The sequence below is a fragment of the Oceanobacillus sp. Castelsardo genome, from assembly GCF_001659985.1.
GTDB lineage: Bacteria > Bacillota > Bacilli > Bacillales > Amphibacillaceae > Oceanobacillus.
In genome coordinates, this window is record NZ_LYCS01000002.1 from 189,475 (window position 1) to 210,316 (window position 20,842).

Here is a 20,842-nt window from a genome sequence, read left to right on the forward strand (position 1 = left end):
TTTTGAAAAAATCTACTCAAAAAAAGAACCGCAAACAGACTAATGCCATTTTGCATTAGTTGAGTGCGGTTCTCCATTTCTCCGAGCAGATTATTAACTTAATACCTATTATAGCACTCGGTAGTAAATCTTTCAACAGGTTTCATAGAAAACAGCCTACTTACTTAAATACCCTCGTTGCTTCAACTGCTTTTTTCCATCCATCATACAATTTTTCCCTATCTTCCTCATTCATTTGATTCGTAAATGTGTGTTCATTCTTCCATTGTTTTGCAATTTCTTCTTTGCCACTCCAAAACCCAACAGCTAAACCAGCAAGATATGCTACTCCCAGTGCCGTTGTTTCCTTTATAGCCGGACGTTCTACTTGAGCACCTAAAATATCACTTTGGAATTGCATTAACAAATTATTCTTAACAACACCGCCATCCACTCTTAGTGTCTTTAATTCTACACCAGAATCTGAAATCATAGCATTTAAAACATCTCTTGTCTGATATGCTAAGGACTCTAAAGTAGCACGAATGAAATGTTCCTTGGTTGTTCCGCGAGTTAACCCAAATACAGCACCCCTTGCATTACTATCCCAGTATGGAGTACCAAGTCCGACGAATGCCGGAACCATGTAAACACCATCTGTAGAGTCAACTTTTGATGCAAAGTCTTCACTTTCAGAACTAGAGTTAATCATTCTTAATCCATCTCGTAACCATTGTATGGCAGAACCCGCAACAAAAATGCTACCCTCTAACGCATATTCAACCTTACCATCCAATCCCCATGCAATGGTTGTTAATAGCCCTTTTTTAGAACCGACAGCTTTTTCACCTGTATTCATTAACATGAAACAACCTGTACCATACGTATTTTTTGTCATACCTTTCTCAAAGCATGCTTGGCCAAACAAGGCAGCATGTTGATCACCGGCAATTCCTGCTATTGGTACCTCATGTCCAAAGAAATGATAATCCACTGTTTTCGCATAGATTTCAGAGGACGGACGTACTTCAGGTAACATGCTTTCTGGAACGGATAAAATGTCCAGTAATTCCTCATCCCATTTCAATTCATGAATATTATACATTAAGGTTCTTGAAGCATTAGAATAATCAGTTACATGTGCTTTTCCTCCAGAAAGCTTATAAACAAGCCAAGTATCAATCGTACCAAATAACAGCTCATTATTTTTAGCCTTTTCTCTCGCACCATCCACATGATCAAGAATCCATTTTACTTTTGTGCCAGAAAAATATGGGTCGATTAATAACCCTGTTTTTTCCCGGATGATATCATGATAGCCCTGATCAGCTAACTCTTTACAAATATCTTCTGTTTGTCGTGATTGCCAAACTATTGCATGATAAATTGGTTTGCCTGTCTTCTTATCCCATACAACTGCAGTTTCTCTTTGGTTCGTAATTCCAATGCCCGCAATTTTTGAGGCTTCCACATCTGCTTTTCGTAATACGTCAGAAATACATGCTAAAATACTTGTCCAAATCTCATTAGCATCATGCTCAACCCAACCAGGATGCGGAAAAAATTGTTCAAACTCTCTTTTTGCTGTCTGAACTATTTCTCCATTATGATTAAACAATATTGCACGCGAACTTGTCGTACCTTGATCCAATGATAAAATAAATTTCTCACTCATTTTCAACACTCCTAACTAATTCATGTTTCTGATACGATGTCTTTCCTTTTCAATTCAGTACTCACCGCACCTATAAATATTAAAATTATCATACCACTTAGTATCCAGAACATCACGGAAAACTTCGCTAAAAATATCGCATTATAGAATAAAGCACCATATACCCCACCAATTATTGGACCAATGATGGGAATCCAAGCATATCCCCAATTCGATTTACCTTTCCTCGGGATTGGTAGAACTGCATGAGCAATTCTCGGTCCTAGGTCACGAGCTGGATTAATTGCATATCCTGTTGTACCACCTAACGACATACCGATTGCTACAATTAAAGCACCAACAATAATCGGATTAAGTCCTTCTGTAAACTCATTTGCACCGATAAACATAAGTCCCATCAACAAGACAAATGTACCAATAATTTCGCTAACTAAATTGGATAGTGGACTTCGTATTGCTGGATCCGTGGCGAAAACACCTAATTTTGCCCCTTTATCTTTTGTTTCCTTCCAATGTGGCAAATAATTAAGGAAAACAATGACTGCTCCAATAAATGCACCTATGAGCTGTGCTGTAATATAAAGTGGGACTTTTGCCCACGGGAATTCACCAGCCGCCGCAAAACCCAGCGTTACTGCAGGATTAATATGAGCACCAGTAAAACTACCTACCGCATATACCCCCATTGTTACAGCAAGACCCCAGCCAATAGTAATAACAACCCAACCTGAATTCTCAGCTTTCGTCTTTTTTAATACTACACCACCTACAACACCGCCACCAAAAATGATAAGTATCATTGTTCCTATAAGTTCAGCTAGAAATTCTGACATCTCTAACACTCCTCCATTTCTCTTGATGAATTGTAAGCAAGTTATTTAATAAGAAAAACTGCATCCGTTCGTTTTTCTTATGGAGATTAGAATATATAAAAATTTAACTTAAAAATTCTTTCGTTTTTACCCGGGACGTTCAAATTTTAACTGTGTTGGACCCACTTCTTGCTAAATTTTATATTTCCTAAATAGAAAAAAAGCCCACACTAATTATTCATACCCTTTTTTACAAAAAGTACAATAAAAGTGTGGACTCCAATTCTCCGTCACATCATTAACTTGTGGTTAAATATTACTATACGCTGAAAACGTTGTCAAGAACAAAAGCGCAACCACTCGTTCTCTCGCTAGTCGGTGGGCGCTGGAGCCGGACGTGGCTGTTCCTGGGGTTATTAACAAGGTGTTTATAATTTACTAAACTACAATGAAATGTCAAGTTAACAACTAGAGAACTGTAATCACTCGTAATTACGAATACCATAAATTCTTTCTTGAAGTAGAAACAGCTATTGCCCCTGCATCAAATGCATTATTAACATCATCTGTGTTTGTTATTAACCCTCCTGCTATGATTGGGAGATTTGTTTTTTCATAAACCTGTTTTATAATGGTTGGCATAATGCCTGGGAGCACCTCAACACAATCGGGTTTTATTCGATCAATCAATTTCAAATTATTTTCAAGTGCGATACTATCTAACAAAAACATACGTTGAATCGCTAGTAATTTATGTTTTTTTGCTAACGTAACCACATTTCCCCTAGTAGATAAAATACCATCTGGTTTCATTTCATGTACCAAGAATTCCATTCCATAATCATCTGACTTTAGGCCATGGATTAAGTCAAAATGTACAAGTACATTTTTATTTTCCTGTTTCGCATAACGAATCATACTTTTCAATTGACTAATTCTAGTTTCCAAAAAAACAACTGTGTCATATGGTGTCTCAAGGGCTAATTCAAATTCTTTCATTCTTCTTACTGCTGGTAAAATACCAGTAGGAATTTCCAATTTTTCACCTACTCTTCTTTATTGCCAATTTTTCTTTTTTCCATTTGATCTTTTGTGTAGATAATTCTCATTGGATTTCCACCAACTAATACACCTGGGGGAACATCTTTATGTACAAGTGTTCCCGCCGAAACAATCGCCCGATTTCCGATGGTGATTCCAGGTAAAATGGTGGAGTTCGCTCCGATCATTACTTCATCGCCAATCTTCACTTCTCCTATACGGTATTCATCAATCAAGTATTCATGGGCTAATATCGTTGTATTATAGCCAATGATGCTGTTATTCCCAACGGTTATTTTTTCCGGGTACATAATATCCGGAACAACCATAAAGGCAAAGGCCGTTTTATCGCCAATTTTCATATGCAAAAACGTGCGGTACATCCAGTTCTTTAAACGCATAAATGGAGTATATCTGCCAATAATAATGACAATCGTATTTTTAAATACTGTAAAGAATGAGATTGTTTGATATATTTGCCATAAAGAATTTGAATTTTGTACTGGATATCGCTTTGTTTTTCGCATTTATTCGACTCCTACGATTTTTAACAAATCACGCATGTCTTCTAACATATAAGTTGGATTATATTTCATTAATCGCTCTTTTCCCTTAAAAGACCATGCCACTCCTGCAGTTTTCACTCCTGCATTTTGACCCGCTTCAATGTCATGAGAGTTATCCCCAACCATTAATGTTGTCGCTGATTCTGCATCTAATTGTTTCATCGCCTTCATCACGGGTTCAGGATGTGGTTTAGAGTGTTTAACATCATCAAGTGTTACAATCGTACCGAAATAATTTTCTATTCCCGCTATACTAAGTCCGCGATGGACGCTATCATTCATTTTCGTCGTCACGATTCCTAGCTGAATTCCTTTTTCTTTAAGTATATCTAATACTTCTACTACATTAGGAAAAGCTTTTACATAATGATCGTGTTCCCTTAAATTATGTTTCCGATAAACATCTATCATTTCTTCCGTACGATTTTTATCTATGTTTGAAAAAGTTTCCATTAACGGTGGGCCATTAAATTCTATAATTTCCTCTCTTGTATATGGTAAGTTATAATGGTTAAATGTATGTTCAAAAGAAGCGATGATTAATTCATTTGTATCAATTAATGTTCCATCTAAATCAAATAGTATTGTACGTATGCTCATTTTCTCTATCCTTTCCAGCATATTTATTCACAACTACAGCTATAGATGCTGTTAGAATGATTGCTGTAATTAATCGAATTAATAATAATGGCCAAACCGGGATGCCTAATGGGATAAAAATTAAGGTATCTTCTATTACAGCATGACATGAAACAAGAAAAATAATGGCCAAATACATATCCTTCTTAGATACCCCATCTTCTTTCACCGCTTGAATCATTAGACCCGCTCCATATGCTAAGCCTACTGTTAATCCCGCTACCATTGTCATCGATGTATTCTTGTTCATTCCAAGCACTTTCATGAATGGAGCAAAAGCGTTGGATAATTTATTTAACCATCCTTTTTCCCGCAATATTTGAGTGAAAATCATTAAAGGTATTACGATTGCAGCTAATTGAATAATTGCTAATATTGCAGTCTGTATACCATGGAAGATAATTTCGCCCCATCCATTAGGCATTTCTTGTGCAGCAATAAATCCATATTGTGCAGCTTCGGTTCCACCATTCCAAAACAAGTTTATGATAACTGCGGAAAATATTGCTAAACCTACTCGAACACTAATAATAATCCACCATTTTACACCAACTCTCGTGGCTACAGCGGATTCAATAAATAGATTATGGGAGAAAGAAAGCATCATAGCCATAATAAATACTTCTTTTACAGTAAAGTCAAATGAAATAATGGCACCAATAGCTGCATACAGATTTAAAAAATTTCCTAAGACTAATGGTACTGCAGCTTCCCCTGATAAACCAATCAATCCCATTACGGGCTCTAGCACATTGATTAGCCATGGTAGTAAAGGAGTAAACTGTAAAATGGTAACTATTAATGTAACTGGAAAAATTACTTTTCCAAGTGTCCATCCGGTTATTAACCCTTGTTTAAAACCACGTTTTAAAACACCTGTCATAGCGTAATCCCCTTTATCTTTTTCTTAACTCACCCATATGATAATTTTCTATTTATTTTTTCTTCTTTTTTGGTTGAGATTTTTTCCCTTTTTTCTTTTTATTATTCGGAATATCATTATATCTGATTGTTGTGGTTTTACGTCGATAAATAATCAATATAATTGCAGCAACAATAGCAATGATTGAAACTAATTGGGCTGTCCTTAATTCACCAATAAAATATAGACTATCGGTTCTCATACCCTCGATAAAATAGCGCCCAATCGAATAGCCTATCACGTACGTTAAGAATACCTCCCCACGTAATGGATTGTATCTTCTTAAGATAATAAGCAAAACAAAGATTAAAATATTCCACAATGATTCATATAAAAACGTTGGATGATAAGTAATCCCGTTAATGGTCATTTGATTTATAATAAAATCCGGGACAATATCATAAATAATGGAACCTTCTGGTAGAGGACCACCATGGGCTTCTTGGTTCATAAAATTTCCCCAACGTCCAATTGCCTGGGCCAGAATCAAACTCGGAGCCACAATATCAGCCAATTGCCAAAAAGGTATTTTCCTTACACGTGAAAAAACGATAGCCGTTAATACTCCTCCAATAATGGCACCATGAATAGCTATACCACCTTCCCAAATTGCAAACACTTTCCAAAATGGGCCGCTCGCATAACGTTCATTCCATTCAAATGTGACATAATAAATTCTTGCACAAATAATTGCTATAGGTACTGCGTAAACAATAAAGTCGATTAGCAACTCTTTATTTAGATGAAGGCGATTCGCTTCTTTCATTGCTAACCATAGTCCTAAGCCAGCACCTACTGCAATGATAACCCCATACCAATAAATGGTTAATGGGCCGATTTCTATAAATACTCTATCTAATGGTGCAGTTAAGATCATTTTTTAACCTCACTTAATCTATAAAGTCTTTTTCATGTTCAATCATTTGGGTTAAACGTTCTGAAAACTCCTCTGCAGCATTCACACCCATTCTTTTTAATCGGAAATTCATTGCCGCTACTTCTATAATAACTGCAAGGTTTCGCCCTGGACGTACTGGTATTGTTACCTTAGGCAAATCTACGTCCATAATTCTCATTTTAGCCTCATCCAAGCCAAGTCTATCGTACTGTTTCTTATTATCCCAAAGTTCCAAGTTGACAGATAAAGCAATCTTTTTATAGCTACGGACTGCTCCTGCCCCAAATAATGTCATGACATTAATAATTCCCAATCCGCGAATCTCAAGCATATGTTCAATTAATGGCGGAGAAGTTCCAATTAATGTATCATAATCTTCTTGTCTGATTTCCACACTATCATCTGCAACTAAACGGTGGCCTCTCTTAACCAATTCAAGTGCAGTTTCACTTTTTCCAACACCACTTTGTCCGGTAATGAGTACACCTACCCCATAAATATCAACTAAAACACCGTGTACGGCTGTAAATGGTGCAAATTTTGCTTCCAAATAGTTTGTTAACCGACTAGTAACTCTTGTCGTTTTTCTTGGTGAAAGTAAAATTGGTACTCCCGCATGATCTGCAGCTTCAATTAACTCCTTTGGAACCTTCATACCACGAGAAATGACGATACAGGGAGTGATATCTGTACACAGTTTTTCTGCACGGTCTTTTCTTTGTTCAGGAGATAATTCTAGAAAATATGTCATTTCCGTCTTCCCAATTAGCTGTAAACGCTCTTTAGGATAATATTTAAAATAGCCAGTCATTTCAATTCCTGGACGTGATATGTCGCTTGTAATAATTTCTCTATGTATACCATCTGCCCCTGCAACTAGAGTTAGATTAAAAGTATCCAATAGATCTTTTGTGCGTACTATTGCACCCATTCAGGTAGCCTCCTTCAATAATAACTGCTAATATTGTAGCATAAAAAATGTAGGCAATACACTACTATTAGAAAACTCGGTATTCACTTTAGGTCGGGCGAATGCCCTAGTTGCGCTTATGCAGACGGGAAAGATTTTATACATTCCTACCTGCCAAAAAAGAAACCTAACATAAGTAGGTTCCTAAGGTTTAATACTTCCAAATATAGAATCTTTCTATTCCCATGTTGTGCTTTGCAATTTCTTTTAAATCAATATCGCCGCTTGCTTCGTCTCTTCGTTGTCCTAAAACACCTTGTGCTTGGGAAGCATGCGCTAATATTGCATCCATTTTCTTATCAAAAATAGCTGTTATGTCATTCTCAATTTCCGGTTTTCCTAGTACCTCTTCATAATCATTCGATATAGCTTGTGCCCAAACAATTGGTCTATCTTCAGAAGGCATTAGGCGAACAGCTTCAATAGCAGCAGCCCCTAATGCATTATGATCTGGGTGAACTGCATAGTCTGGATAATGTGTAATGACTAGGCTAGGCTTTATTTTATCTAAGTATGATTTTAAATCTAAAGCAATTTGATTACGATCTTCAAATTCAATTGTTTTATCCCGGTAACCTAACATTTTTAAATCCATATCTAGAATTTCACATGCATCGATTAGTTCTTTTTTTCTAATATCAGGTAATGTCTCGCGGTTTGCAAAAATAGGGGATCCCATATTTCTCCCCATTTCTCCTAGCGTTCCACATAAGTATGTAACAGGAACACCTTCTTCTCGAAATTTCGCAATGGTTCCCGCTGCTCCAAATGATTCATCATCTGGATGTGGATAAATAACAACAACGTGTTTTTCCATAATAACGTTCCTTCCTTATCATTAATTTTTAATAACGTGTACAACCCTCTTAATAACTAAATGGAGTTTCACTTATTTGTAGGGAAACCATTAAACGTCCTTCTCTATCATGTCCAGCCATTAATAATTTCGAATCTTCATGAATGGTCCAATCAGTTAGACCTTCTGCATAAATCCATCCCATTTCCATTTTAAGACCGACGCGATATGATTTTCCATTACCTACTATTTTCGCTTGGTTAAAGGAAACTTTCGCATTTCTTATGTATGCACCGACATTATATGCTTTCTTATTAATATGACTTGCATATGCGCCATTTGTTGTTTCTAAATGGACATATACTTCTTTATTTTTAAATCCATCAATTATTTTTTGAACTTTTTCCAATTCAATTGGTTTCATTATTGTTCCTCCCATTCTTCTCTATTTAAATGTAACGGATGAACAAAATACAGTCAAAAATTTGGTTTGACCAATGAATTTCAGCCCGAATACATTTTTCCACGGGCGTTGTGTATTCGGGCTGCTTAGTGCTTTTACTTCTATTATTTTGTACTAATTTTCTCTTTTTCGGTTATTCGTTCTTTCATACGTTTTTGATCTCTTTCTAATACTGTTTTTAGGTAATGGCCCGTAAAGGAAATATCGGATGCTTCAGCAATTTCCTCTGGTGTTCCGGTTGCGATGATTTGTCCACCACGGTCCCCACCTTCTGGGCCTAGGTCAATAATGTGATCGGCACATTTAATAACATCTAGGTTGTGTTCAATAATTAAGATGGAATCTCCGTTTTCCGCTAATCGTTGCAAGACAGACAACAAGCGTTTAATATCGTCAACATGTAAACCTGTTGTAGGTTCATCTAAAATATAGAAGGTTTTCCCAGTTGAGCGTTTATGGAGTTCACTTGCTAACTTCACACGTTGGGCCTCCCCACCCGATAATGTAGTAGCCGGCTGTCCCAATTGAACATAACCTAATCCAACATCTACTAATGTTTGTAGTTTTCGCTTGATTTTAGGGATAGGAGCAAAAAATTCTAATGCTTCCTCAATTCGCATATCCAATACATCTGATATACTTTTTCCTTTATATTGTACTTCTAATGTTTCACGATTGTATCGTTTCCCATGACAAACTTCACAAGGAACGTAAACATCAGGTAAGAAGTGCATTTCAATCTTTATAATCCCATCTCCCCGGCAAGCTTCACATCGACCACCTTTTACATTAAAACTGAATCGACCTTTTTTATAACCTCTTACTTTTGCTTCATTCGTTTGAGAATAGACATCACGAATATCATCAAAAACTCCCGTATATGTCGCTGGGTTAGATCGTGGTGTCCTTCCTATTGGGGACTGATCTATATTAATTACTTTATCTAGATGTTCTAATCCCTTAATTGTTTTATGTTCCCCTGCTTTTATATTCGCTCTGTTCAATTCCTTCGCTAACGTTTTATAAATAATTTCATTAACTAACGTACTTTTACCAGAACCCGAAACCCCAGTAACTACAGTCATTAATCCAATCGGAATTTTCACAGAAACATTTTTTAAATTATTTTCTGAAGCACCAATAACTTCTAGTTTTCGTTTATCTCCTTTTCGTCTGCTTGTAGGAAGTGGAATGAATTTTTCCCCTGATAAATATTTACCAGTAAGAGAATTGTCATTTTTCATTACGTTTTCTGGTGTATCACTTGCTATGACTTGACCACCATATTCTCCAGCCCCGGGGCCTATATCGATTAACCAATCAGCTGCAAGCATGGTATCTTCATCATGCTCTACGACTATTAACGTATTATCTAAATCACGCATATGCTTAAGCGCGCCTATAAGACGGTCGTTATCCCTTTGATGTAAACCAATAGAAGGTTCGTCTAGTACATATAACACTCCAGTTAACGCGGATCCAATTTGAGTTGCTAATCGAATCCGTTGCGCTTCTCCACCAGATAGAGTACCAGCGGCACGGGATAAGTTTAAATAATCCAATCCTACATTGACTAGAAATGATAAACGATTCTCGATTTCTTTTAAAATCATTTTGGCAATTTGTTTTTCTTTATCCGTGAAATCCACTTTGTTAAAGAATTCCATTGCTTCCATAATAGAATAATCCGTTATATTACTTATATGTAACCCATTAATTAACACCGCTAACGCTTCTTGTTTCAAACGGTGCCCTTTACATGTAGGGCAATTTTTTTCTGTCATATATTTTTCTAGTGTATCCCTTGTAAAGTCAGAGCTCGTTTCCTTATAACGTCTCGCAATGTTGTTCATGACACCTTCAAAATAAATATCGGTATCCCTAATATTTCCGAATTCACCTTCATAATAGAAATGAATTTTTTCGGTTCCACTGCCATATAACACTTTATCCATTTGTTCTTTTGGTAAATCTTTCACCGGGATATTCATGTCAATATTATAATGCTGACAAACACTTTTCAGTAATTGTGGGTAGTATTGTGAACTAATAGGTTCCCAAGCAACAATAGCATTTTCGTTCAACGTCCTATCCCAGTCAGGTATTACTAAATCGATGTCTACTTCTAGTTTTGTACCAAGTCCATCACACGCAGTACAAGCACCAAATGGACTATTAAATGAAAATAAACGCGGTTCTAATTCTCCAATAGAAAAGCCGCAAATCGGGCAAGCATGATGTTCACTAAAAGTTAATTCTTCTTCTCCAATCACATCGACAATGATTTTTCCTTCACCCAATTTCAATGCTGTTTCAATGGAGTCACTCAATCTACTTTCTGTACCCGGCTTTACAACAACACGATCAACAACTACTTCAATCGAATGCTTTTTGTTTTTTTCTAGTGTAATATCTTCCGTTACTTCACGCATTTCCTTGTCCACACGAATTCGGACAAAACCTTCTTTTTTCAACTTCTCTAGAACTTTTTTATGTTCACCTTTTTTGCCCGAAACAACTGGAGCAAGGATCTGCATTTTTGTTCGTTCTGGATAATCCATGATTCGATCAACCATTTGTTGAACAGTTTGTGAAGCTATCTCAATTCCGTGTTTTGGACATGTTGGGTGCCCCACTCTTGCAAATAAAAGACGTAAATAATCATAAATCTCTGTTACTGTTCCAACTGTTGACCTTGGATTACGACTCGTTGTTTTTTGATCGATTGCAATTGCTGGGGATAAACCTTCAATCGAATCGACATCTGGTTTATCCATTTGACCTAAAAACTGTCTTGCATAGGCAGATAAAGACTCTACATATCGACGTTGTCCTTCTGCATAGATGGTATCGAAAGCGAGCGAAGATTTTCCCGAACCAGATAAGCCTGTCACTACTACAAGTTTATTTTTCGGGATACTAATATCAATATTTTTTAAATTATTGGCCCTTGCTCCCTTTATTTGTATCGTTTTATTCGTAGACATCTTGAAATCACGCTCCCGCTTTCAGCTCAAAAATAATATCTCGGAGTTCAGCAGCCTTTTCAAAATCAAGCGCTTTTGCTGCCTCTTTCATTTCCTTTTCCATCTGTTCGATTACCTTTTCTCTTTCCTTCTTCGGTAATTTTTCTATCGCTTTAGACTTGCTATCGTATTTTTCAGTATCTTCAGCAACCATCGTTGCACGAATCACATCACGTACCTCTTTCTTAATCGTTTTTGGTATGATGTTATGTTCTTCATTATATGCCATTTGTTTTTCACGACGTCGGCTTGTTTCATCGATTGCTTTTTGCATGGAATCTGTTATTTTATCTGCATACATAATAACTTCGCCGTTTGCATTACGAGCAGCACGGCCGATCGTTTGAATTAAGGAACGTTCGGATCGTAGGAACCCTTCCTTATCTGCATCTAAGATAGCTACTAACGACACTTCCGGAATATCTAATCCCTCACGTAGTAAGTTAATTCCAATTAAGACATCATATTTTCCTACTCGTAAATCACGAATAATCTCAATCCGCTCTAGGGTCTTAATTTCCGAATGTAAATAGGCAACCTTCATCCCGATTTCTTTTAAATAATCGGTTAAATCCTCTGACATCTTTTTCGTTAAGGTGGTCACAAGGATACGTTCATTTTTATCAATTCGTTGATTCATTTCTTTAATGAGATTATCAATTTGCCCTTCAATCGGGCGTACTTCTATTTTCGGATCCAATAATCCTGTTGGACGGATAATCTGCTCCGTCATTTCTGGAGAATGTTCTAATTCATATGGTCCAGGTGTTGCAGAAACATAGACAAGTTGATGTGTTTTCCCTTCAAATTCCTCGAATTTTAAAGGACGGTTATCCAAGGCAGATGGCAAACGGAAACCATGATCCACTAGCACTTGTTTTCTCGCTTGGTCCCCATTATACATTCCCCTTATTTGTGGCAATGTAACATGGGATTCATCAATAACAACTAGGAAATCCTCGGGAAAATAATCAATCAATGTATATGGTGTTGCACCTGCTTCTCTTAATGTTAAATGTCTAGAATAGTTTTCAATCCCGGAACAGAAACCCATTTCCCGCATCATTTCTAAGTCATAATGGGTTCGTTGCTCCAAACGTTGTGCTTCTAATAGTTTGTTATCATCACGTAATTCTTTTAATCTTTCTTCTAATTCCTTTTCGATATTAGAAATAGCGATTTTCATCTTTTCTTCTCTTGTAACAAAGTGAGAAGCAGGGAAAATAGCAACGTGTTCTCTATCACCAACAATTTCCCCTGTTAAAGCATCTACTTCTCTAATTCGGTCAATTTCATCCCCAAAGAACTCAATACGTATGCAATGTTCTTCCCTCGAAGCTGGAATAATTTCAACCGAATCTCCCCGAACTCGGAATGTACCGCGCTGAAAATCAATATCATTTCTAGCATATTGAATATCCACTAATTCTCGTAACAATTGATCACGGTCTTTTTCCATTCCCATACGTAGAGAAAGTACTTGACTGCCATATTCTTCTGGAGAACCTAAACCATATATACAAGACACACTTGCTACAATTAATACATCATTTCTTTCAAAGAGAGACGACGTAGCAGAGTGTCGTAATTTATCTATTTCATCATTAATGCTTGCGTCTTTTTCAATAAATGTATCGGTAGAAGGGACATATGCCTCAGGTTGATAATAATCATAATAGCTTACAAAATATTCCACCGCATTATTTGGGAAAAACTCTTTAAATTCACTATATAATTGCCCTGCCAGTGTTTTATTATGAGCAATGACTAATGTTGGACGATTAATTTCTTTGATTACATTGGACATCGTAAATGTTTTACCAGTTCCAGTGGCACCTAATAATGTTTGATGTCGTTGACCAGCCAACACCTTTTCCGTAATTTCTTTAATTGCTTTTGGTTGGTCCCCCGCTGGTTCATACTTAGAAACTAATTCAAACTTATTATGATCCAAAATGTCCGCCTCCGTTCCTCTTTCCCTATATTCTATCATATCCACTTCATATTTTAACACAGCACGAACAAATATTCGATTATGGAACACTTATATCTTACTATTCTAACCATGATTTATGAAGAAGATAACAGGCATAGATACAAGTGGAACAGAATTTCCCCAATATATATTTCGAGCCAACGTACCCGTCCCCTTGCCTCTTGTTATAGTCAAAAAAAAGAGCCTATACCTAGACTCTTTTTTACTTCGTTAATTTACTTTTTTCATCTTTTTCTTATGAGGTTTCTCGGAAAAAAGTAATCCCAATTCATGATGCTCCCCTTCATAATAGGCACCCTGAACGAACCTTATTTCTTTGTTATCATCTAAAACATCTAATTTAAAATAAGCTCCACTGTTTTGTAAAGCTAGATAGAATTGATGAACATTATTTACCCTTACCCCGTTTACCTTAGCGATAATTTCTCCGACCAAAAGCCCACTTCGGTCTGCAGGAGTGCCAGGAATAATACTTACAATTTTGAGCCCATCATTCTCTGGATGAAAATAAGGCAACCTTACTTTATCTCCATACCTATAACGATAATGGATATATTCTTTTCCTAAAATGGCTACAATCAAAGCAACAAAGGATAACCAATGAATGAAAATACCACCAACTGCAATGGCGATAATGGCTAACCCTAGCAACATAATATATTTTGAAAGTTTCCCTGCGGCTTGTTTTGGCATATGACCTTTTGCTATGTAGTCAAATCCAATAATAAAAGGAATCAGTACAATGCCGAAACTCTCATCACCAAAGGTAACAACTGGCCAATAAGGTGCAATAGGAACAATATTACCAGTAGGAATTAGCATAAAAAAAGGAATAACCGCCATTCTCTTCAACCGATGTTGACCTACCCAAATTCCCCGTCTACTTAATGATATACTTGGATAAGTTCGATTCCTTTTCATACTTTTAACTAAAACTGCCTCTACTACTAAAAACAAACCTAATAAGATTGATAATACGGTAAAGTTTGTTTCCAATGTAAAGGATATACCGAATAGCTCTGTGTCTTTCCATACGTAAGGCAAAAATAAAAACAATAAGTACGTAATACCTATCGTATAAATTGGAGAAAGCATCGTAAAGCTTATTGTTATACTTAGTAGAATAGTTATTATACTAAGTATAATAATAGTTTCATAGTTAAGAACCATACCTGTTCCTAAAGTAATAACGGAAACGATTATACCGGAAATGATAGCAATCCAGTGTGTACCTTTCCACTCCGAAAAAACATCAAAAACTTTAGAACCAAAATCAAGGCGTTCTTCTTTAATGCGTTTATAACCTGAAAAAATAACTAATAATATAGACCAATATACGAGAGGATTCAAGAAAAACCTTCCAATTCCCTTTACTGCTTCCATGAGCCAATGTTCTATCAAGTTAATCACCTTCCAACAGATCCCTTTAAAATAATATTCGATATATAAATATATTTCCCTGCATCTTACTCTAATTTGAAGTATAACAAAAATATGAAATAAAATCCGTGGTTTCCCACGGATTTTATTTTCTTTCATCATTTATACAATTCTTCTAATGCATTTTCCAATTGTTGATCATCGTCGCCATTTCGTATATGTTCTATTACTTTAGCTTCAATAACACCTGCAGTATTCTTATCTACCTTTCCTGTCGCATCTAAATCATTGTCTGCTTGGAACTGCTTCACTGCTTTTTCTGTTTCCTTATTAAAATATCCATCTGTACGACTTGTGTCATAACCTAACCCACTTAACATCGTTTGCATATTTCCGATGGCTTCATTAGATTGATCATATTGCAACGTTTCTTCAAGTATAATTGGATTTGTATAATAATAATCAGGTTGACTTACTTCGATAGTTGGTTCTACCCCAACTTCATTAATCCATTCCCCTTTTGGAGATAACCATTTATTAGTAGTAAGCTTAATGGAACTTCCATCTCCTAAAGGAATTGCTTGTTGGACCGTTCCTTTTCCATAACTAGTATGACCAACTATATCATAACCTAATTCCTTCATCGCAACGGCCAATATTTCTGATGCAGAGGCACTACCTTCATCTATTAAGACACTAACTGGATAAGGCTTTTTCTCCTCAAGATTCGAGTAATATGGCGCCTTATTACCATTTGCATCTTCAATCTGAATATATGGGATGTCTTTTGGTACGAACAAGGATAATATTTCTTCAATTACATTTAGTAGTCCCCCAGGATTACCTCTTACATCAATAATTAATCCTTCTATACCTTCATCCTCTAACGTATCCAATTGTTCTTTAAACTCGGTATATGTATGCTCAGAGAAGTTTGTAATCTCAAGAATACCTGTTTTCTTTCCATCCATTTTTTCCACTTTATGATATACCGTCTCAACTGGGATTTCATCACGGGTTATCGTCAAATCAAAAGGGTCTGTAGCCCCGGCACGTCGAATTTCTAATACCACTTTCGTCCCTTTTTCTCCACGAATTTTAGCAACGGCTTCATTTAAATTTAAACCTTCCAGACTTTTTCCGTCCACAGAAAGCACTTCATCATTCGGTCGCATTCCCGCTTTTTCAGCCGGTGAATCTTTAATAGGTGCAACAATCGTAACAACACCATTCACCATACTGACTTCCGCACCTATTCCTTCAAAAGATGATTCGATTTGTTCATTAAACTGATCCATCATTTCAACATCTAAGTAAGAACTATGTGGATCCTCTAGAGTGGCAAGCATTCCCTCAATGGCGCCTTCAGTTAGCTGCTTATTATCAATATCTTCAATATAGTTATCTTGAATCAACGCAAAAGCCTGTGCTACTTTTTCCATATTCTCAGGCAATTGTTCAGATTGAACTCCTTTTTTACCAAAAAGCACGGAATCATCCGTAATTGATACTTGCCCCTTACCATCATCATTTTGAGCCAACTTCACACCTGTGTATGCACCAACGCCACCTAGAAGTAAAGCCCCTACTAAAATGAGGACAATATGTGAATTTTTAAGTCTCATTTTTCCACCTCAATGTTTTAGTTAACTATTAACCATTGTATATCCAACTTTTATTTTCAAATACATTTATTTAAAGTAGTAAAAAAAGCATAACATTTTATATCGCTTTTTACTATTAGAAAAACTCACACTTGCTCGTCCTTATTTGTATACTGAAGTCATAAAGTAAATTATATCAGAAAATTAAAAAGAAGACACTGCTCATAGAACAATGTCTTCCTTGTTTATTTAAGGTAAATAGCTTCTTGGATTCACAGCGTTTCTATCGCCGCTCCATCCACCTTTATGAATTTCAAAATGCAAATGTGGTCCAGTTGAATTTCCAGTATTACCAGAATTACCAATTACTTGTCCCGCACTAACAACACTTCCAGCTGATACAGACATAGAACTTAAATGAGCATACAACGTTGTATAGGTTGTACCGTTTATAGAGTGCGCAATTAGGATTACATTTCCATATCCGCTCATTCCTGGACCATGTTCTGTATTTGTTTGTATAACAACACCTGGTGCTGCTGATTTAACTGGTGTACCCACTGACACAGCAAAATCTAAACCTCTGTGAAGTTTACCCCATCTATGACCAAAAGGTGAACTAATAGTTCCTGATGGAGCTGGCCAAGTAAACATTCCATTACCACTACTACTTTGTGTGGTAGCTTTCGTTGTAGACTGTGATGAACTGGAAGAACTTGATTTAGAACTTGAACTAGATGATGAAGATTTATTATTTTCGCTAGCTTGCTTCTTAGCAGCTGCAGCAGCCTCTGCTTCTTTTCTAGCTTTTTCCTCTTCCTCTTTGGCAATTTGTTCTAATCTACCTTTTTCTTTTTCTGCTAGTTCCTTCGCTTTAGCAACAGCAGCAGCTTGATTCGCTAAAATTTGCTTCTCATCTTCTATAGATACTTTATATTCCTCAAGATGATTATGTTCCTCTTCCAATTTATCCATAATAGCTTCTTTTTGTGTCATTTGTTTATCTAAATCTTGTTTTAATGAAACTAATTCTTTTTTCTGAGCCTCTAAGTTGGCTTTTTCAGTTTCAATCTTTTTCTTCTTGTCTTCTACTTCTATTTTTGCAGCTTCTAAAGTTGCTTTGTCCTTCTTTTGCTGATCCATTATTTCTTTATCAGAATCCATTATTTTATTGATAGATATCGATCTACTAATAAAGTCTCCAAAACTTTGAGAACCAAAAATAACTTCTATGTATGGCATTTCTCCACCATTTTGCTGGATGGAACGCAATCTATCTTTTAGTAACTTATCTCTTTTTTCAATTCTTTCTTCTAGCTCTTTAATTTCTACCTTTAATTTTTTAATCCGATTCGTTAAATCTTCAATTTCTTTATTCGTTGCAGCTATTTGATTCTCTTTCGCAGTAATCTTATTTCTTGTATTCGTTAATTCCTCGTCAATAGTATCTATATCTGACTGCGTCTTATTCTGTTCTGCTTTATTATCTTTTATTTTGTCTTCTGTCTCATTTTGTTTATCTTCTAGTTTTTGCGTTTCATTTTGTTTAACTTTCTGTTCTTTTTCTAAATTCTTAATTTCTTCGTTTAAATCTTGAACAGATTGTGCTGAAGCCTGCAATGAATGAATGGGACTACATGTTATTACCAAACTCGCGATAAGCGCACATGATAATATCTTTTTCATTTCTATATCTTCCTTCCCCGTAATATTAGAAAACTTGGCATTCGCCACTTAGAAATCCCCTCAAGTCAATTGAGGGGATTGGCTTGTAATCTTTTTACTATTAAATCTTAAGGAATTTGCGAATACTCATGACACTACCCCAAATACCAATGATGGCACCTATTGCTAAAATTAATAAGGAGAGTTGCCATGCAAATGGACTATATGGTATCACTTCAACAAAGTTAAATGACACTTGTTTCGCTATCGCATCTTCAACATAATGGTAACCAACCAAGATGAGTGTGATTGGTAAAATCGAACCTAGTATGCCGTGAAGCATACCCTCAATAAAAAATGGCCAGCGGATAAACCAATTCGTTGCACCTACTAATTTCATAATTCCTATCTCTTTACTACGTGCCATAATGGTAATTTTAATAGTATTAGAAATAAGAAATATAGCTGTAAAGACTAATGCAACGATAAGTACAACTCCAATGGTTCTCGCATAATTATTAAACTTGAATAACTGTTCTACTACGTCTTGTCCAAAGACTACTTTCTCCACATGATCAAATTCTTTTATTTGATCAGCTATCTTTTCCGTGTCTTGTGGATTCTTTGCTCGAACAATAAAAGCATGGTTAAGTGGATTATCCTGCTCTAATAATTTCCATGCTTCTCCTTCTTCTCCCATACCTTCAATCAGTTTATTTAACTCATCGTCATTGGAGGAGAAGAAAACCGTATCTACTCCATTAATTTCTTCAATTTGATTCCCAAGATTTTGTACATCTTTTTCATTTGCTGTATGATCAATTAGCGTTTGAATCTCAACATCATCTTCAATGTTCTTTGCCATTTCATTTAGGTTCAAGATTAACGCAAGAAATACAGCTACAAGAATAAGGGTAGTTGTAACGGCACCTACTGAAGCCACCGTCATCCAGCCATTACGAATAATGTTGCTACACCCTACTCGTACATGTCTTAAAAATGTTCTAAACTTCATATCCGTATTCTCCTCGTTGTTCGTCTCTTGCTATAACTCCATCCTCAATCGCAATAACTCGTTTCTTAAAGCGGTTCACTATTGCTTTACTATGAGTTGCCATAATCACAGTGGTACCACTGTCGTTAATCGACTCAAACGTTTTTAAAATATCTAGTGACGTCTCGGGATCTAAGTTTCCTGTAGGTTCATCAGCAATTACAATTTTTGGACGATTTACAATGGCGCGAGCAATGGATACACGTTGTTGTTCTCCTCCTGATAGTTCATCTGGTATGGATCTAGCTTTATTTTTCAGTCCAACAACTTCTAAGACATCCATTACACGATTGCGAATATTACGCGGGGATTCTTCTATTACCTCTAAGGCAAATGCAATATTTTCATAGACTGATAGTTTTGGAAGAAGTTTAAAGTCTTGGAATACAACACCTATATTTCTTCGTAAGTAAGGTATCTTTTTCTCCTTTAATTCCGAAAGATTAATATCGTTTATAAAAATTTGTCCACTACTTGGTTTTTCTTCTCTAAACATTAATTTAACAAATGTCGATTTTCCTGCACCACTCGGACCAACAATATATACAAATTCACCTTGCTCGATTTTTACATTTACACCGTTAAGTGCTGTTACCCCATTTGCATAGGTTTTATATACGTCTTTCATTAAGATCATTTTAAAATCACCTTTATAATTTTGATTTTCAATGCATGTCGAAAAATATTTTTACCGTTACTCTTTTCAACAAGTCTTTTACATTATATCATTTTTCGACGAAATGTTTAGGTATAAAATTATTACATTTATGTTTCATTCGTTAGTATTTAGTAATATTTGTCAATTCATGTCTTTTTGATAAGATTTTTAGGAAAAAGAAAAAAGCTTATCTAAATCGACAAGCTTTTAAAGTTAATCATTTATTTTTTTTCTGCTAACCAGTTTGCCAAGTTATCTAGATCTTCACCCGTAACTTGTTTTTGTGGTTGCATATTTCCTATCCCATTTTGAACGATGTCTTTGATTTCTTCAGCAGAGTATTTAGATCCAACTTTTGTTAAATCTTTACCAGCTCCACCTGATAAATCAGCACCATGACACATTGCGCAGTTGCTTGCATATACTTCTTCCCCTGCTGCAGTATCAACTGTTTCGCCTGCTCCATCGTCTGTTTCCTCTTCAGTAGCAGTATCCCCTGTATCTGCTTGTTCTTCCGTTGCATTATCATCTGCCGGCGGCTCTTCTGCATTATCATCATTGCTTGCTCCGCCACATGCTGCAAGTGTTAGCACTGTACCGAAAATAATGGCTAATAACCATTTTTTCATTTTGTCTCATCCTCCTATTGAAATATAAAGTACTTCCCTATTATTATACCCCTATCATTTTTTTTTAAA

18 protein-coding genes are annotated in these 20,842 nt (G+C 36.0%); all 18 read right to left on the minus strand.

The window, feature by feature from the left end; genetic code table 11:
* Nucleotides 1-160 precede the first annotated feature (160 nt).
* Entirely contained in the window at nt 161-1,654 is a 1,494-nt protein-coding gene (gene glpK / locus A9178_RS05155; protein WP_068673031.1) for a glycerol kinase GlpK, read from the minus strand.
* A 20-nt stretch (nt 1,655-1,674) separates the two neighbouring features.
* The gene (locus A9178_RS05160; protein WP_068673033.1) at nt 1,675-2,487 is read right to left on the minus strand and encodes an MIP/aquaporin family protein; all 813 of its coding nucleotides are present in this window, start codon (nt 2,485-2,487) and stop codon (nt 1,675-1,677) included.
* Between the two features lie 471 nt (nt 2,488-2,958).
* Nucleotides 2,959-3,504: a glycerol-3-phosphate responsive antiterminator gene (locus A9178_RS05165; RefSeq protein ID WP_082918096.1), complete on the minus strand. Its 546-nt coding sequence runs from the start codon at nt 3,502-3,504 to the stop codon at nt 2,959-2,961.
* Nucleotides 3,505-3,512: 8 nt separating this feature from the next.
* A complete protein-coding gene (locus tag A9178_RS05170) occupies nt 3,513-4,034 on the minus strand; it encodes an acyltransferase (protein WP_068673035.1) in 522 nt (173 codons plus the stop codon).
* Nucleotides 4,035-4,673 (minus strand): pyrophosphatase PpaX, encoded by a 639-nt coding sequence (gene ppaX, locus A9178_RS05175; protein ID WP_068673038.1) that lies wholly within the window; start codon nt 4,671-4,673, stop codon nt 4,035-4,037.
* Nucleotides 4,648-5,595: a nucleoside recognition domain-containing protein gene (locus A9178_RS05180; protein ID WP_068673041.1), complete on the minus strand. Its 948-nt coding sequence runs from the start codon at nt 5,593-5,595 to the stop codon at nt 4,648-4,650. Before A9178_RS05180 ends, ppaX begins: the two co-directional genes overlap by 26 nt.
* Nucleotides 5,596-5,647: 52 nt before the next feature.
* Nucleotides 5,648-6,511 carry a prolipoprotein diacylglyceryl transferase gene (gene lgt / locus A9178_RS05185; protein WP_068673042.1) on the minus strand — a complete coding sequence of 288 codons (864 nt, stop codon included), beginning with the start codon at nt 6,509-6,511 and terminating at the stop codon, nt 5,648-5,650.
* A gap of 13 nt (nt 6,512-6,524) precedes the next feature.
* Nucleotides 6,525-7,463, minus strand: coding sequence for an HPr(Ser) kinase/phosphatase (gene hprK, locus A9178_RS05190; RefSeq protein WP_068673044.1), 939 nt, complete (start codon nt 7,461-7,463; stop codon nt 6,525-6,527).
* A gap of 190 nt (nt 7,464-7,653) precedes the next feature.
* The gene (gene bshB2, locus A9178_RS05195; RefSeq protein WP_068673047.1) at nt 7,654-8,319 is read right to left on the minus strand and encodes a bacillithiol biosynthesis deacetylase BshB2; all 666 of its coding nucleotides are present in this window, start codon (nt 8,317-8,319) and stop codon (nt 7,654-7,656) included.
* A gap of 49 nt (nt 8,320-8,368) precedes the next feature.
* Entirely contained in the window at nt 8,369-8,722 is a 354-nt protein-coding gene (locus A9178_RS05200) for a YojF family protein (RefSeq protein ID WP_068673049.1), read from the minus strand.
* A 143-nt stretch (nt 8,723-8,865) separates the two neighbouring features.
* Nucleotides 8,866-11,748, minus strand: a complete 2,883-nt coding sequence (uvrA, locus tag A9178_RS05205; RefSeq protein ID WP_068673051.1) for an excinuclease ABC subunit UvrA — start codon at nt 11,746-11,748, stop codon at nt 8,866-8,868.
* 7 nt (nt 11,749-11,755) lie between these two features.
* A complete protein-coding gene (gene uvrB / locus A9178_RS05210) occupies nt 11,756-13,741 on the minus strand; it encodes an excinuclease ABC subunit UvrB (RefSeq protein ID WP_231889794.1) in 1,986 nt (661 codons plus the stop codon).
* A 252-nt stretch (nt 13,742-13,993) separates the two neighbouring features.
* Nucleotides 13,994-15,184 carry a PDZ domain-containing protein gene (locus tag A9178_RS05215; protein ID WP_068673606.1) on the minus strand — a complete coding sequence of 397 codons (1,191 nt, stop codon included), beginning with the start codon at nt 15,182-15,184 and terminating at the stop codon, nt 13,994-13,996.
* A gap of 137 nt (nt 15,185-15,321) precedes the next feature.
* On the minus strand, nt 15,322-16,788 hold the full coding sequence (locus A9178_RS05220) for a S41 family peptidase (protein ID WP_068673053.1): 1,467 nt from the start codon (nt 16,786-16,788) through the stop codon (nt 15,322-15,324).
* 228 nt (nt 16,789-17,016) lie between these two features.
* Entirely contained in the window at nt 17,017-18,453 is a 1,437-nt protein-coding gene (locus A9178_RS05225) for a murein hydrolase activator EnvC family protein (protein ID WP_068673608.1), read from the minus strand.
* Between the two features lie 100 nt (nt 18,454-18,553).
* Complete coding sequence (ftsX, locus tag A9178_RS05230; RefSeq protein ID WP_068673055.1) at nt 18,554-19,447, minus strand: permease-like cell division protein FtsX; 894 nt, start codon at nt 19,445-19,447, stop codon at nt 18,554-18,556.
* Nucleotides 19,437-20,123 (minus strand): cell division ATP-binding protein FtsE, encoded by a 687-nt coding sequence (gene ftsE / locus A9178_RS05235; protein ID WP_068673057.1) that lies wholly within the window; start codon nt 20,121-20,123, stop codon nt 19,437-19,439. Before ftsE ends, ftsX begins: the two co-directional genes overlap by 11 nt.
* A 242-nt stretch (nt 20,124-20,365) precedes the next feature.
* A complete protein-coding gene (cccB, locus tag A9178_RS05240; protein WP_068673059.1) occupies nt 20,366-20,773 on the minus strand; it encodes a cytochrome c551 in 408 nt (135 codons plus the stop codon).
* Nucleotides 20,774-20,842 lie beyond the last annotated feature (69 nt).